This window comes from Thiemannella venezuelensis, from assembly GCF_014203605.1.
GTDB classification, from domain to species: domain Bacteria; phylum Actinomycetota; class Actinomycetes; order Streptosporangiales; family Streptosporangiaceae; genus Planomonospora_A; species Planomonospora_A venezuelensis.
Genome location: NZ_JACHJJ010000002.1, coordinates 201,270 through 215,270, shown reverse-complemented (window position 1 = coordinate 215,270; position 14,001 = coordinate 201,270). Strand labels below are relative to the sequence as shown.

16 protein-coding genes are annotated in these 14,001 nt (G+C 74.0%); 7 read left to right on the top strand and 9 right to left on the bottom strand.

Annotated elements, in window-relative coordinates; genetic code table 11:
• Positions 1 to 69 precede the first annotated feature (69 nt).
• From FHS22_RS04535 to FHS22_RS04520, 4 genes are all read right to left on the bottom strand, one after another.
• On the bottom strand, positions 70 to 1,179 hold the full coding sequence (locus FHS22_RS04535) for a threonine aldolase family protein (RefSeq protein ID WP_184938695.1): 1,110 nt from the start codon (positions 1,177 to 1,179) through the stop codon (positions 70 to 72).
• A complete protein-coding gene (locus FHS22_RS04530; RefSeq protein WP_184938693.1) occupies positions 1,176 to 1,814 on the bottom strand; it encodes an SDR family NAD(P)-dependent oxidoreductase in 639 nt (212 codons plus the stop codon). The genes FHS22_RS04535 and FHS22_RS04530 overlap by 4 nt, the downstream gene beginning before the upstream one ends.
• Complete coding sequence (locus FHS22_RS04525) at positions 1,811 to 3,901, bottom strand: DUF6421 family protein (protein ID WP_338047594.1); 2,091 nt, start codon at positions 3,899 to 3,901, stop codon at positions 1,811 to 1,813. Before FHS22_RS04525 ends, FHS22_RS04530 begins: the two co-directional genes overlap by 4 nt.
• Before the next feature lie 209 nt (positions 3,902 to 4,110).
• Positions 4,111 to 4,392, bottom strand: coding sequence for a hypothetical protein (locus tag FHS22_RS04520; protein ID WP_184938690.1), 282 nt, complete (start codon positions 4,390 to 4,392; stop codon positions 4,111 to 4,113).
• 519 nt (positions 4,393 to 4,911) lie between these two features.
• Here FHS22_RS04520 and FHS22_RS04515 point away from each other — a divergent pair.
• Positions 4,912 to 5,937, top strand: a complete 1,026-nt coding sequence (locus tag FHS22_RS04515) for an NAD-dependent epimerase/dehydratase family protein (protein WP_184938688.1) — start codon at positions 4,912 to 4,914, stop codon at positions 5,935 to 5,937.
• A gap of 13 nt (positions 5,938 to 5,950) precedes the next feature.
• On the opposite strand, the gene FHS22_RS04510 is transcribed toward FHS22_RS04515, so the two are convergent.
• Positions 5,951 to 7,303 carry a hypothetical protein gene (locus tag FHS22_RS04510; RefSeq protein WP_184938686.1) on the bottom strand — a complete coding sequence of 451 codons (1,353 nt, stop codon included), beginning with the start codon at positions 7,301 to 7,303 and terminating at the stop codon, positions 5,951 to 5,953.
• A 92-nt stretch (positions 7,304 to 7,395) separates the two neighbouring features.
• Here FHS22_RS04510 and FHS22_RS04505 point away from each other — a divergent pair, with 92 nt between their 5' ends.
• Genes FHS22_RS04505 through FHS22_RS04495 form a run of 3 tightly spaced genes read left to right on the top strand, consistent with a single transcriptional unit; the run spans position 7,396 to position 9,367 of the window.
• Positions 7,396 to 8,088: a glycosyltransferase family 2 protein gene (locus FHS22_RS04505; RefSeq protein WP_184938683.1), complete on the top strand. Its 693-nt coding sequence runs from the start codon at positions 7,396 to 7,398 to the stop codon at positions 8,086 to 8,088.
• Positions 8,085 to 8,756: a TIGR04282 family arsenosugar biosynthesis glycosyltransferase gene (locus tag FHS22_RS04500; protein WP_184938681.1), complete on the top strand. Its 672-nt coding sequence runs from the start codon at positions 8,085 to 8,087 to the stop codon at positions 8,754 to 8,756. The genes FHS22_RS04505 and FHS22_RS04500 overlap by 4 nt, the downstream gene beginning before the upstream one ends.
• On the top strand, positions 8,756 to 9,367 hold the full coding sequence (locus tag FHS22_RS04495; protein WP_184939062.1) for a class I SAM-dependent methyltransferase: 612 nt from the start codon (positions 8,756 to 8,758) through the stop codon (positions 9,365 to 9,367). Before FHS22_RS04500 ends, FHS22_RS04495 begins: the two co-directional genes overlap by 1 nt.
• A 39-nt stretch (positions 9,368 to 9,406) precedes the next feature.
• Here the strand turns inward: FHS22_RS04495 and FHS22_RS04490 are convergent, their stop codons facing one another.
• Entirely contained in the window at positions 9,407 to 10,279 is an 873-nt protein-coding gene (locus FHS22_RS04490) for a cytochrome c biogenesis CcdA family protein (protein ID WP_184938678.1), read from the bottom strand.
• Positions 10,279 to 10,893 (bottom strand): redoxin domain-containing protein, encoded by a 615-nt coding sequence (locus tag FHS22_RS04485; protein ID WP_184938675.1) that lies wholly within the window; start codon positions 10,891 to 10,893, stop codon positions 10,279 to 10,281. The genes FHS22_RS04490 and FHS22_RS04485 overlap by 1 nt, the downstream gene beginning before the upstream one ends.
• Positions 10,894 to 11,068: 175 nt before the next feature.
• Between FHS22_RS04485 and FHS22_RS37775 the strand changes: the two genes are divergently transcribed.
• Both FHS22_RS37775 and FHS22_RS04475 read left to right on the top strand, forming a co-directional pair.
• Complete coding sequence (locus FHS22_RS37775) at positions 11,069 to 11,785, top strand: toll/interleukin-1 receptor domain-containing protein (RefSeq protein ID WP_260407677.1); 717 nt, start codon at positions 11,069 to 11,071, stop codon at positions 11,783 to 11,785.
• A 192-nt stretch (positions 11,786 to 11,977) separates the two neighbouring features.
• Positions 11,978 to 12,283 carry a hypothetical protein gene (locus FHS22_RS04475; RefSeq protein WP_184938669.1) on the top strand — a complete coding sequence of 102 codons (306 nt, stop codon included), beginning with the start codon at positions 11,978 to 11,980 and terminating at the stop codon, positions 12,281 to 12,283.
• Between the two features lie 80 nt (positions 12,284 to 12,363).
• Here FHS22_RS04475 and FHS22_RS04470 read toward each other — a convergent pair whose 3' ends face one another.
• Both FHS22_RS04470 and FHS22_RS04465 read right to left on the bottom strand, forming a co-directional pair.
• Positions 12,364 to 12,567 (bottom strand): DUF397 domain-containing protein, encoded by a 204-nt coding sequence (locus FHS22_RS04470; protein ID WP_184938668.1) that lies wholly within the window; start codon positions 12,565 to 12,567, stop codon positions 12,364 to 12,366.
• Positions 12,552 to 13,385 carry a helix-turn-helix domain-containing protein gene (locus FHS22_RS04465; protein ID WP_184938665.1) on the bottom strand — a complete coding sequence of 278 codons (834 nt, stop codon included), beginning with the start codon at positions 13,383 to 13,385 and terminating at the stop codon, positions 12,552 to 12,554. Before FHS22_RS04465 ends, FHS22_RS04470 begins: the two co-directional genes overlap by 16 nt.
• Positions 13,386 to 13,522: 137 nt before the next feature.
• Here FHS22_RS04465 and FHS22_RS04460 point away from each other — a divergent pair, with 137 nt between their 5' ends.
• Positions 13,523 to 13,981, top strand: a complete 459-nt coding sequence (locus FHS22_RS04460; protein ID WP_184938663.1) for an ATP-binding protein — start codon at positions 13,523 to 13,525, stop codon at positions 13,979 to 13,981.
• Positions 13,982 to 14,001: the final 20 nt, after the last annotated feature.

The following is a 14,001-nucleotide window of genomic DNA, read 5'->3' as shown; positions in this document are numbered from 1 at the left end:
TGTGCGCAGGCTGGGCTGGCTAGCGGGTCCGCCGTAAGGCGGCCCGCCACAGACCCGGGCTGCGGAGCTTCATACCGGGAATGCTATCTCCTCGGCGACGGCGGCGGCGAAGGCGTCGACGTCGGCCTCGGTGGTGTCGAACGCGGTCATCCAGCGGACCTCGCCGGTGGCCTCGTTCCAGGTGTAGAAGCGGAAGCGCTTCTGCAGCCGCTCGGTGACGTCCCGCGGCAGGACCGCGAAGACCGCGTTGGCCTGCACCGGGCGCGGAATCTCCACACCCGGGATGTCCCGGACGGCCTCGGCCAGCCGCAGCGCCATCGCGTTGGCGTTGCGGGCGTTGCGCAGCCACAGGTCGCCGGCGAGCAGCGCCTCGAACTGCACCGAGACGAAGCGCATCTTGGAGGCGAGCTGCATCGCGCTCTTGCGCAGGTAGCGCAGGCCGCGCACGGCCCCGGGGTCGAGCACGACGACCGCCTCGCCGAACATCAGCCCGGCCTTGGTGCCGCCGAAGGACATCACGTCCACGCCCGCGTCGGTGGTGAACGCGCGCAGCGGCACGTCCAGCGCGGCGGCGGCGTTGGCGGCCCGGGCGCCGTCGAGGTGGACGAGCATGCCCAGGCCGTGGGCGTGCTCGCAGATCGCCCTGACCTCCTCCGGCGTGTAGAGCGTGCCCAGCTCGGTGGTCTGCGTGATCGAGACGACCCTGGGCTGGGCGCGGTGCTCGTCGCCGAAGCCCCACGCCTGCCGGTCGATCAGCTCGGGGGTGAGCTTGCCGTCGGGGGTCGCCACGGGCAGCAGTTTGAGCCCGGCCGTGCGCTCCGGCGCACCGCCCTCATCGGTGTGGATGTGCGCCGACTCGGCGCAGACCACGGCCTCCCAGTGGGCGGTCATCGCGCGCAGCGCGACCACGTTGGCGCCGGTGCCGTTGAACACCGGCCAGGCCTCGGCGGCCGGGCCGAAGTGCCTGCGGAAGACCTCCTGGAGCGCCTCGGTGTAGACGTCGTCGCCGTAGGCGGTCTGGTGTCCGCCGTTGGCGAGCGCGACCGCGGCGAGGACCTCCGGGTGGACCCCGGCGTAGTTGTCGCTGGCGAAGCCCTTCACCGCCGGATCGTGCCTGCGGACGGCGTCGGTCGTGCCGGTGCCCGCGGCGTCCGCGGCACCGTTCACTGCGTCGGTCACTGCGTGAGGTCCGTTCTGGTGCCGTTGGCGTCGGTGTCCCACAGGCCCTCGACCGCCGCGGCGAGGTCGTCGACGTCGGTGAAGCCGGGGAACGTCTTCTCGGGGTCCGCCGCGCGCATGGCCTCGTGCACGAGGGCCTTGACGACCAGGATGTTCGCGGTGGCGCCGGTGCCCTGCAGGGCGTCGGCGAAGGCGAGGGTCCAGGCCTCGGCGGCGGCCTTGGCGGCGCCGTAGGCCGCGTTGCCCTGGGTGGGCCTCTCGGCGGCCTTGGCGGAGACGATGGCGAAGCGCCCGCGCCCGCTCGCCGTGAGCAGGGGCTCGAAGGCGAGCGTGACGTGCTGGAGGGTGCGGACCAGCAGGTCGTGCAGGAGCGCCCAGTCCTCCAGCTTCGTCTCGGCGAAGGTCTTGGAGCCGCGCCAGCCACCGACCAGGTGGACCAGGCCGTCCACGCGGCCGTGCTCGGCCCGGACGTCGGCGGCCAGCTTCTTCACGGCGTCGAAGTCGAGCAGGTCGACGGCGAGCGCGCCGTCGGCGCCGGACTTGTCGACGCCGATGACGGTGTGTCCCTTGTCCGTGAAGCGGCGGACGACCGCCTGGCCCGCGGGGCCGGCCGCGCCGGCGACAACAATGATCATGCTCGGATCCCCTTCGTGGAGTCGACGACCTCGCCGAGCTTACGGCGCAGGGCCTCGTAGAACATGCTCAGCGGGAACTCGTCGGGCAGCACCGCGTCCACCACGGCCTTCGGGAAGCCTTCGGTGGGCAGCGCGTCCACGCCCTTCGCCCAGACCGAGGCCGGGTGCGGCTCGACGTAGGCGGCGACGAGCTCGTGGGCGGCGAGCCAGTGGGCGAGCTTGGAGCGGTCGATGCCGTCGCGGTAGAGCTTCTCCACCTCGCCGCGCAGGTCGGCGACGCAGCCGGCGAGCCGGGACCAGTCGACGCTGAGCCGGTTGTCGGTCCACCGGACGACGTCGTTGCGGTGCAGGTAGGCGAAGAGCAGCTGGCCGCCGAGGCCGTCGTAGTTGCGGACCCGGTCACCGGTGATCGGGAAGCGGAAGAGCCGGTCGAACAGGATGGCGTACTGGACGTAGCGGGCGTGCGGCACTCCCTCCTTCTCCAGCTCCACGGCCTCGCCGTACGCGGTCAGGTCGCAGCGCAGCTCCTCCAGGGAGTAGAGCCAGTACGGCATGCGCTGCTTGATCATGAACGGGTCGAACGGCAGGTCGCCGTGGCTGTGCGTGCGGTCGTGCACCAGGTCCCAGAGCACGAAGGTGTCCTGGGCCAGCTCCTGGGACTCCAGCAGGCGGGCGGCGTCCGGCGGGAGCGCCAGCTTGAGGGTGCCGGCGGCCGCGCGACCGACCTTGCGGAAGCGGGCGGCCTCGCGGTCGCAGAAGATCCCGCCCCAGGTGAAGCGGGCCGGGGTCTGGCGGACTGCGACGGTCTCGGGGAAGAGCACCGCGGAGTTGGTGTCGTAGCCGGAGGTGAAGTCCTCGAAGGCGATCGGCACGAACATCGGGTTGTCGTAGCGGGTGCGCTCCAGTTCGGCCAGCCACTCCGGCCAGACGGTCCGGATCCAGACGGCCTCGACGTGCCGGGAGGTGGAGCCGTTCTGGGTGTACATCGGGAAGACGACGAGGTGCTCCAGGCCGTCGACCCGCTGGGTGTCGGGGTGGAAGGCGTCGAGCGAGTCGAGGAAGTCGGGGACGCCGAGGCCCTGCTCGACCCACTTGCGGAAGTCGGCGACGACCGCGGCGAGGTAGGCCTCGTCGTGCGGGAAGCGGGGGGCGAGGGCGGCGACGTGCCCGACGATCTCGGAGATCAGCGCGACGGCCCGGTCCCGGTCGCCCTCGATGGAGCCGTCCTTGGCCTGCAGCGGCTTGAGCCGCTCGACCGCGTCCTTGAGCTCGCGGAACGTCGCCAGGGCCTCCGCCCTGGACGACGGGTCCGCCGCACCCTCCGCCGCGTCCGGGGCGGGGATGCGGGAGGCCCAGGTGACGAGGTTGCCCCAGAGCGCGGCGTGGTCGTAGTCGGCGATCGAGTCGTCGCCGAACAGGTCGGAGTCGGCGATCACGACGACGCGGCCCGCGCCGTGCCGTACGGCCACCGCGAGGGGCTCCCCGGCGGGGTCGGCGGTGGGCGAGGTGGAGAACAGGACCGTCGCGTCCTCGGGGGCGGTGAGCACCCCGGCGCGGTAGAAGCAGGCGCGGCCCGCGCCGGCGAGGAGGTCCTCCTCGCCGGCGCCGCCGGGGACGCCGAGGATCCATGAGGCCACGCCGTTGTGGGCGTTCCTGGGGTCCTGGACGGTGGCGTGCTCGACGCCGACGCCGAAGCGGGCGAGCAGCTCGGTGAGGTTGCTGCCGTACTTGTCCTGCTCGCACTCGGCCAGGACGACCAGGCCGCCGCCGCCGCGGACGTGGGCCTCGATCGCGTCGAGCTCGGCGCCGGTGAAGACCGGGCTGCCCAGTCCGGTGGTGCGCTCCCAGCGGGCGGCCGAGGGGTGGGCGATCACGAAGGCGTCGGCGCCGGCGAGCACGTCCGGGGTGACGGCGCCCCCGGTGTGCGCGGCGACGGTGTGGCCGAGGCGGCGCAGGAGCTCGGCGGCGCGGGCGTAGCTGTTGTCGTCGGGGTGGCCGGGATTGATCGCCTCGGCCACCTCCCGCCGGATGGTCCACGACTCGTTGTGTGCCTCGTCGAACAGCACCCGGGGGAACGCCCTGGCCACAAATCCTCCTTCAGATGGGACTCACTGAAGGAAAATATACACACCTTGTCCCGTTTTGGGCACACGACTTCCTTCCGTCCGACGGGCCTCAGGGACACCGGCGGCAGGCGGGAGCGCGGGAGCCCGGCAGGGCACGACAGAGCGCGGCACCCGGCCCCGGGACGGGGGCGGGTGCCGCACCGCTCAACCGGCGACGCCGGGCGTGGGGCTCAACCGGCGACGCGGGAGCCGACGGGCTGGGTCTCGGCGACCCTGGGCCCGGCCTTCGGCTCACCGATCCTCAGCTCGCCGACCTTCAGCTCGCCGGACCGCGACTCGGCGGCCGGGGCCTCGGCGACCTTGACGCCGACGGCCTCGGCTCCGGCGCGCCCCTGCGCGGCGGGAGCCCGGCCGTCGTCCGCGGTCGCCGCGCGGCAGGCGCAGAATCCGACCTTGGCGATCAGCAGCAGCCGTTCGCGGGTGTACTCGGCGGTGTCCTGTGCCGGCCGCACGCCGCCACACTCTCCGCACCGGCTGTGGTGATCGCTCATATCGGAACTCTCCTCGGAAGGAAACGGCGCTGAACGACGGGGACGGCGGGCAGGCGCCTGCTGGGACCTCCTCCAGGAGGCCGACCGGCCGCTCCACGAACGGCGCCACGGCCTATCTTCCCCGGATCGGGTTTCGCCTGTCCCCAGATTAGGTCTCTCTCCCCGATTCTCAGCTGAAAAAACAGAACCTTGCCCCACATGAGCACCAACCAGACCGAAATTTGGCACTTAATGCAAAGAAATCCACCCCGGAGAGAACTCGGCCCGCCGGTTACGGCCTACTCCCAAAAGAGGTAAAAGAACATCAACTAATGGTCATGCCCTGAAGTCCCCGCTGCCGCCCGGGCCACTGCCTCCGATCGTCCACGGCCGTGAGAACGTTTCGCCTTCCGCTCCGCGGGGCCGCCGAGTCCTTACGGCCTGCGAACGTCACCGCGCCCGGCCTTCCCCCGGTTCCGTCCCCCGGTTAGCGTCGGCCCGATGAGAGTGCTGATCACCGGTGCCGCCGGGTTCATCGGCGGCCACGCGGCCGACGCCTTCCGCCGGGCCGGGCACGAGGTGACCGGCCTCGACCTGCGGGCCGCCCCGGGGGTGACCGCCGGGGACGTCCGCGACGGACGTGCGCTCGACGGGCCGCTGCGCGGGATGGACCTGGTCGTCCACCAGGCGGCCAAGGTCGGGCTCGGCGCGGACGTGGCCGATCTGCCGGACTACGCGTCGGTCAACGTGTACGGCACGGCGGTGCTCCTGGCGGCGATGGCCCGGCACGGCGTCGGCCGCCTGGTGCTGGCCTCCTCGATGGTGGTCTACGGCGAGGGCGCCTACGACTGCGCCGAGCACGGCCGGGTCCGGCCGGGTCCGCGCGCCGTACGGGATCTCGAACGGGGGCGGTTCGAGCCTCGCTGCCCCCGGTGCGGCGCGGCGCTGGACCCCGCGGCGATCGGCGAGGACGCCCCGCCCGACCCGCGCAACGCCTACGCCACCACCAAACTGGCCCAGGAGCATCTGGCGGCGGGCTGGGCGCGCGAGACCGGCGGTACGGCCGTCGCCCTGCGCTACCACAACGTGTACGGGCCCCGGATGCCCCGCGACACCCCCTACGCGGGCGTGGCCGCGATCTTCCGGTCGGCGCTGGAGCGGGGCGCGGCGCCCCGGGTGTTCGAGGACGGGCGGCAGCGGCGCGACTTCGTCCACGTCCGCGACGTCGCGGAGGCGAACCTGGCGGCGGCGGACCTGGCGGCGGGCCCGGCGTCGAGCGCGCGGGAACCGGGACGGCTGGTCGCCTACAACGTGGCCAGCGGGGTCCCGCACACCGTCGGCGAGATGGCCGCCGCCCTGGCGTCCGAGCGCGGCGGTCCCGACCCGGTGGTCACGGGCGGCTACCGGCTCGGCGACGTGCGGCACATCACGGCCTCGCCCGAGCGGGCCCGTGAGGAGCTCGGCTTCCGCGCCTCCATCGGGTTCGCCGAGGGGATGCGGGAGTTCTCCACCGCCCCGCTGGGATGACCTCCGGGCGGACTCACCAGGGCGAGACGACCAGTCCCTGCAGCAGCAGCCCGGTGACGGCCTGGGCCGCGAGCGGGCGGCGGCCGCCCGCCAGGCTCGCGGCCGGGCCGATCCAGAGCGCGTAGGGCACCCAGATGCGCTCCACCTCGCCCCGGGTCACCCCGCTGGCGTCCAGGGCGAGCACCGCCACCAGGGCCGCGGCCACCACGGCCCCCACACCGCGCGCGGCGGCCCGGCCCGGAGCCGCCGGACCTTCCGGCGCCGTGCGGGAGGGTGCCGTGCGGGAGGGTGCCGTGCGGGACGCGAGCCGTGCCAGGCCGGTGGCGGCGGCGGGACCGGTCAGCAGCGCCAGCACGGCCAGGTTCGCCACCAGGAAGTACAGGTACGGCCGGGCCGCGCCGGGATCGGCGGCCCATTCCGCGTGGGTGGCCAGCACCCCGGCGGGCCAGAGGAAGCCCCCGGCGGCGAACGCGGCCGTCACCGCGGCGGCCCCGGCCAGGACCGCGAGCACGGCGGCCCGCGGCGGCCGGACCACCGCCGCGGCTGCCACCGGGATCAGCAGGTAGGGGACCAGCCCGTAGCTGAGGTACGGCAGCGCACCCAGCAGCACGCCCCCGGCACCCGCGCAGGCGGCCCGCGCCGCCCCGCTCCGGCCGAGGACCAGCAGGGCGACGCCCCACGCCCCCACCCCGGCGAAGAAGGCGTCCATGCTGGTGGCGATCCAGACGGAGGCGGGGGTGAGCGCCAGGTACGGCAGCGCCCGGCGGGCCGCCTCCTCCCCGGCCAGCCGCCGCACGGTCAGCGCGATCGCCACCGAGGCGGAGCAGCCGGTGGCGACGGCCAGCAGTGCCGCCGGCAGCGGCCCCGGGAGCCCGGCCGCGGCGAGCGCCCACACGACGAGCACCGGCAGCGGCGGGTGCCCGCGCACGTGGGTCGGGTACTCCGGCAGGCGCCCGGTGAAACCGGCCAGCCAGCCCAGCGGGTCGCCGCCCACCGCGGGCAGCACCGCCGGGTACTCCTCCGGATGGGTGAACGGCTCCGCGAGCCCGTCGGCCGAGACCGCCAGCAGCACCGTCCACACCAGCGCGCAGCCGTACGCGACGGCCAGCGCCTGCCCGAAGCCCTGCCGCATGACCAGGGACGGCAGCAGCGTGACCGCCACGGCCGCGAAGGCGGCGGCGGGCAGCAGCGTGATCGGCGGCACGCGGAAGTGGCCGTGCAGCGGCGGCAGGTGATCGATGGCGAGCACCCCGAGGCCGTGCAGGACCGCGCCCGCCGCGAAGGCCGCGGCGACCAGGACCGCCCAGACCGCCGGCGCGAGACGGCCGGCCGTCCTTCCGGCCCGGGGCCGGGAGCTTTCGATCACTTTCTCACCGTAGGTCGGAGCTGCGAACTCCCCCCGACCATGTCATCACTTCGTAAGGGTTGTCCGGTGCCGTCCGGTCTACCGTCGGAGCCATGAAGATCGACGTGGTGCTTCCGTGCCTCGACGAGGAGTCCGCGCTCGCCTGGGTGCTCGGGCGCATGCCGTACGGCTACCGCCCGATCGTGGTCGACAACGGCTCCACCGACCGCTCCGCCGAGGTCGCCGCCGGACTCGGCGCGCTGGTGGTCACCGAGCCCCGGCGCGGGTTCGGCGCGGCCTGCCACGCCGGACTGCTGGCCGCCACCGCCGACATCGTGTGCTTCATGGACGCCGACGCCTCCCTCGACCCCCGCCAGCTGCCGCTCGTCGCCGACCCGGTCCGGGCGGGCTGGAGCGACCTGATGCTCGGCCGGCGCGTCCCGCGGCCCGGTGCCTCCTGGCCGGTGCACGCGCGGGCGGGCAACGCCGTACTGGCCGCGCGCCTGCGGCGGCGCACCGGTGCCCGGCTGCACGACCTCGGCCCGATGCGGGCGGCCAGGCGCGGCGGCCTCCTCGGGCTGGGGATGACCGACCGCCGCTTCGGCTACCCGCTGGAGACGGTGCTGCGCGCCGCGGCGGCCGGCTGGCGGATCGGCGAGGCCCGGGTGGACTACCTGCCCCGCGCCGGGCGGTCCAAGGTGACCGGCACGGTGCGCGGGACCCTGCGGGCCGTCGGCGACATGCGGCGTGTCATGGGACGGCTCCCCGGAAAGCCCGTGGAGGAGCCCGTGGGAGAGACGGCATGACGCAGATCGTGGTCATCGCCAAGGAGCCCGTGGCGGGGCGGGTCAAGACCCGTCTCACCCCGCCGTTCACCCCCGGCCAGGCCGCGCGCCTGGCCGCCGCGGCGCTGGAGGACACCCTGCGCGCCGTCGTCGCCGTCCCGGTGCGGCACCGGGTCCTGGCCCTCGACGGCCTCCCCGGGGCCTGGCTGCCCGAGGGGTTCACCGTGATCCCTCAGCGCGGATCCGGCCTCGACGAGCGGCTCGCCGCGGCCTTCTCCGACGCCTTCCGGCTGCATCCGGAGCCCGCCGTGCTGATCGGCATGGACACCCCACAGGTCTCCCCGGACCTGCTGCGGGCCGCCGCCGTCGCGCTGGACGGCCGTGACGCGGTGTACGGCCCGGCGGCCGACGGCGGCTTCTGGCTGCTGGGCCTGCGCCGCCCCGACCCCGCCCTGCTGCTCGGCGTGCCCATGTCCCGGCCGGACACGGGGGCCGTCCAGCTCGCGCGCCTGCGCGGGGCCGGGCTGACGGTGGCGGTCATGCCGGAGCTGGACGACGTGGACACCGCGGACGACGCCCTCCGGATCGCGGCCGGGGCGCCCGGCTCCCGGTTCGCCGCCGCGCTCCGGGCCGTGACCGGGGCCGGGGCCCGGCCCGGAGCCGCCGTCACGGGAGCGGGGGCCCCGTGATGGTGGGAGAGCTCTACGCCGCCTCCCTCGCCGGAGCGGCGACCGAGATCGAGTACGTCGACGGGACCCGCAGGCCGCTGGAGGCGGCCCGCTGGATGGAGCCGATCGACGGCGACGAGTCGATCCTGTCCCGGTGCTCCGGTCCCACGCTGGACGTCGGCTCGGGACCGGGGCGGCTCACCGTCGCCCTCGCCCGGCGGGGCGTTCCCGCCCTGGGCATCGACGTCACCCCGCACGCCGTCCACCTGACCCGCCGGGCCGGAGGGTTCGCCCTGCTGCGGGACGTCTTCGGCGACGTGCCCGGCGGCGGAGCCTGGGCGACCGCGCTGCTCGCCGACGGCAACATCGGCATCGGCGGCGACCCGGCGGCGCTGCTGCGCAGGATCCGGGAGCTGGTGCGGCCCGGCGGCCGGGTCGTCGTCGAGGCCGAAGCGCCCGGCACGCGGAGCCGCGTCGAGCGGTTACGGCTCCGCCGCGACGGCGCCGTCGGCGGCTGGTTCGGGTGGGCCACGGTCTCGGTGACCGACCTCGTCCGCCTGGCCCTGGCCGGCGGGTTCGGCACGGCCGACCACTGGCGGGAGGCGGGACGCTGGTTCGCGGCCCTGCGCTGAGCGGGCAGGCGCCGCCGGGCCGATCACGGTCGGCGGGCGTCACCGGCGGGGCCGGGCGCCCCGCCGTACCCGGCGCAGAGCCACCGCGCCGAGGACGAGAACGGCGAGCACGGCGGCGATCCCTCCCGCGCCGAGCGCCTCGACCCCGGCGGCGACCGCGCCCTGCACGGCCGTCACCGCGCCCACGATCGGATCGTCGGCGGACGAGCCCGCGAGAACGCGGAGCTCGTACCAGCCGTAGTAGGCGACGTACAGCCCGGCCGGCAGCAGGAGACCTCCGCTGATCCGCGGCACGTGGGGCAGGACGCGGCGCATCCGGGCGACCGCCGCGCCGTGCGCCAGCGCCACGGCCAGCGAGAGCAGGGTGACGACCGCACCCATGCCGGCCGCGTAGGCGGCGAAGACGGCCAGGCCGCCCAGAACGCCGCCGCCGGTCAGGGAGGCCGAGGTGACCGCGAGGAACGGCCCGGCGGTGCAGGACAGGGAGGCCACCGCGTAGGACAGCCCGTAGCCGTACAGCGCGACCGGGGAGGCGGCCACCCGGCCGCCGCCGAGCCCAGGCACGCGCACCAGGAACTCCCTGCCGCTCAGCAGCCGCAGGCCCAGCCCGGCGAGAGCGGCCCCGATCACGACGGTCACCCACGGCAGGTACCGCCCGACGGAGACGGCCAGCAGGGTGACGACCAGTCCGAACAGGCCGAAGACGGTGACGAATCCGGCGGTCATCGCGGCCGACAGCAGTACCGCCCGCGCCATCGGGCCGCGCCGTACGGCTCCGCCTGTTCCGCCGCCGGCGCCGTCGTCGACGATCAGCATGGTGAGGTACGCCGGGAGCATCGCGAAGCCGCACGGGTTGAAGGCCGCGACCGTGCCCGCGGCGAGCGCCAGTGCGAGCGGCAGGTCGGCGGGCACTATCCGGCGCGCAGCTTCTCGACGTGCCCGTTCAGCTCGCCCGAGTCCATCGGGCCCGGGGCCTTCTCCGCCGAGCCGTCCGGCTTCATGAACACGAACGTGGACTGCCGGCTGACCCCCAGCCTGGTCCACACCGCGCCCTTCTCGTCGGAGAGATGCGTGACGGTCCCGGTCCCGGTGCTCCGGACGAACTCCTTCATCGCGGCCTCGGTGTCGAGGCTCGCGACCCCGACGAAGGCGACGTCGCCGTACTTCTCCGCCGCGGCCTTGACGGCGGGCGCCTCCGAACGGCAGTTGGGGCACCACGGCGCCCAGAACCAGAAGACCACCGGTCTGCCCGCCAGGCTCGCCCCCTCGAAGGTCTCGCCGGACAGCGTCTTCGCGGTGAACGCCAGCGCCTCCGGGACGGGGGCCCTCGAGGCCGCCGGTTCCGGCCGCTCGCCGGAACCGCTCGCGGTGGCGGGAGCGGGCGTGGCGGCCGGAGCGGGCGCGGAATCCGCGGGCGGCGACCCGTCGCCCCGGGCCGGACCGGCCGCTTCGTTCCCGGTGGCGGCGCATCCCGCCGACAGCAGGGCGACGGTCGCGAGGGCGGCCGCCGTACGAGATCTGATCACGGGGCAAGCGTAGACGCGGCGCAAACGCCGAAATCTTACGAGGCCGTGAAGGCTCGGAGCGGCGCGGCGCCCCCGCCGGAGAACCCTCGCGGAGTCCGCGGCCCGGCTTCCCGGACCTACCGGTGATTCACCGCTTCCGACGACCGGGAGCCGTCAGAACGCTCCACGCCGTAATCTGATCATATGGACATCGCGGAGCTGGCGGTCGCCGTGGTCAGCGCCGTCGCGGGCGTCGTCGCGGCCGTCTTCGCCGGGGTCCAGGTGCGCGGCCGGCCCGCCGGGCGCCGCACCGCGAAAGCCTCCCCGCCGAGCGGGACACCCTCCGGGGGGGCGGTGGCCCCGCGTCGTCTCCTGCACCGACGCCGACCTCGAATGGGTCCGCCGGCTCGCCGACCGGCTCCGCGAGGCGGAGCTGCGCGTCACCTACGAGGAGGTGCTCCGCTCACCGGGAGCCGTCGTCGTCGAGACGATCGAGCGGGCGATCCAGGAGGCGCGGCACGGCGTCCTCGTCTTCATCGGCATGATCGCCGAGAACCGCGGGGACTACGACCGGGCGCTGGAGTGGTACCGCAAGGCCCTGGACATCGACGAGGAGCTCGGCGACCGCGCGAACCTCGCGACCGGCTACGGCCAGCTCGGCGCGCTGTACGCCGAGACGGGCCAGGCCGCCGAGGCCGTCCCGTACCTCCTTCTCAGCCTGGTCGTCCACGCCGAGCTCCAGGTGCCCGAGACGGACGTCAACCTGTACTGGCTCGGCCGCCAGCGCGAGGCCCTCGGTGAGCAGGAGTTCCGGCGCGTCCTCGCCGAGCACCTCGCGCCCGGCGACGCCGCCGTGGTCCTCGGCTGGCTTGACCAGCGCGGGGAGCGAGCCTCCGAAGAGGATCCGCCCTGATCCGGCCTGATCCCGCCTGATCCGGCCCGTGCGCGCCGAGCTGGAGCCCCAGGAGATCGTCCACCGGAGTGTTGACCCCGGGACGGGCGGGGGCTAGCTTTTCTTTTAGGAAAGTTTCCTATAGATAAGCGCCGGCCGCTGCAGCGGCCCCGCCCGCATGCTCACGACGTCCCCAGCCTTCAGGAGTCATGCATGAGTGCGAGAAAACGCGCGGCGGCCGTATCGGCGGCCGCGTTCCTGACCACGGTGCTGGCCTCGGCGACAGCCCCCGGCGCCTCGGCCGCGCCCACGAACTGCAGCTACCAGGTCTCCGGGCAGCAGGCCTCCAGCTACTGCGCCACCGGAACGGGCGAGCACCGGATCCGGGTGCTCCAACGCCACTTCCTGCCGGAGGTCGGCCTGATCCCCATCATCGGCCCGTGGCAGCCCGCCGGAACCGCCTCGGTCACCGGCATCACCCCGCACCAGATCGTCGACATCTGGGTGGAAACCCGCTGACCGGTCCCACCCGCCGGATGCTCCTGCACGGCCGCGCCCGCGTGCGGCGGGCGCGGCCGTACGGGCCGTACGGCACGCGTTCAGACCGTGTCGTCCATACGGACCCAGTGGGTGAAGGCGGTCCACTCGGACGGAGTGAACACCAGTGCCGGACCAGACCGATCCTTGCTGTCGCGGACGCCGACCCTGCCGCCCGGCAGTTTGGCGATCTCCACACAGTTGCCGCCGTTGCCGCCGGAGAACGGCGACTTCACCCAGAATGCCTCGTTCAGTTCCCGATCCATCGGTCTCTCATCTCCCGCACAAGTTTCAGCGATGCCCGCTGAGGGAGCGCCTCCGCGCGGATCGCCTCGTATTTCGTGGTGATGTCCGCCACGTCGTCGGGCCGGTCGGTCACCTGGCCCTGGCCGGCCGACTCCATGTAGGCAGTATTCGCAAGCCCCCGGACCTGTGCAATGACGAAACCGCCCAGCAGGCCGACGGTGCTGCCCGCCTCGAAGGGAAGCACCTGGACGGTGACGTGCGGCAGTTCGGCCGCCTCCAGGAGGCGGCCGAGCTGCGCCGCCATGACGGCGTCGCCGCCGATGCACCGGCCGAGCACACCCTCGTCGAGGACGACCCAGAGCATGGGCGGGTCCTCCCGTTCCAGGATGCGCTGGCGCTCCATCCGGGCGGCCACGTCCCGCTCCACTCCCCCGGCCGAGACGCGCGGCTCGCCGCTGAAGAGCGCCCGGGCGTACTCCTCGGTCTGGAGCAGGCCCGGCACGATGAGCGGTTCCCAGGTGCGGAGGACTTCGGCGGTCTGCTCTATCTCCGCCCAGGGGCGGAACCAGGCGGGCAGGCGGGCGGAGACGTTGTCGATCATCTCCTTGATCCTGATGAGCGCCCCGTCCACCCCCAACGCCTCGTCGCAGCGCCGTGCGAAATCCTCCGTCGGAGGCCGCCGTCCGGTCTCCGCCATCGAGATCGTGCCCAGCGCGAACCCGGCCCGGCTGGCCAGCTTCGACTGGGTCAGACCGGCCTCCTGCCGGTATCTCCGCAGCTCGTAGCCGAAAAAGGCGATCGGCGACACACTGGGATCGAGCTCGGTGGGTTTCGGCACCGGACGCCCCCTACGGTTTCACAGTCCATTTCACGGATTCCGTTGACCATGAGCGTGGTCGTTCCGCTACAGACGGTATCCAAGGAGTGCGATGCTCGGAAGACGAATCCGCGAACCCGCCGCCGGACAGGTCCAACATGAACGCAGTCATCAGCCCGGGAGAGGTCGGATCCGAAATCCTCGGAGAGGCCTATCTGAGACTCGATCCCGCCTCCGCTTCGCAGGCCCGCACCTGCGTGCGGGAATGGCTCGGGTCCGACCATCCGGCCTACGAGAACGTGCGGCTGGCCACCTCCGAGCTCGTCACCAACGCGGCCGTGCACGCCGACCGCGGCAGGGCGTGCGACCTGGTGCTGTTCATGCTCGTCCGGATGGCGGACCTCCTCCTCATCGAGGTCACGGACCCGGGCGGGGCGCTCTCGCGCCCCCGTGCCTGCGACGCCGTACCGGACGACGTGGAGGGGGGCCGCGGCCTGGCCATCGTGCGCGAGCTGTCCGGCGGGCGCTGGGGCGTGCGCGACCACGGCACCCTCGGGCGCACCGTGTGGTGCGCCCTCGACCTCCACCCGGCACCGGCGGCGGAGCCATGCGCGTGACCACGCCCGTCACCCCCGGC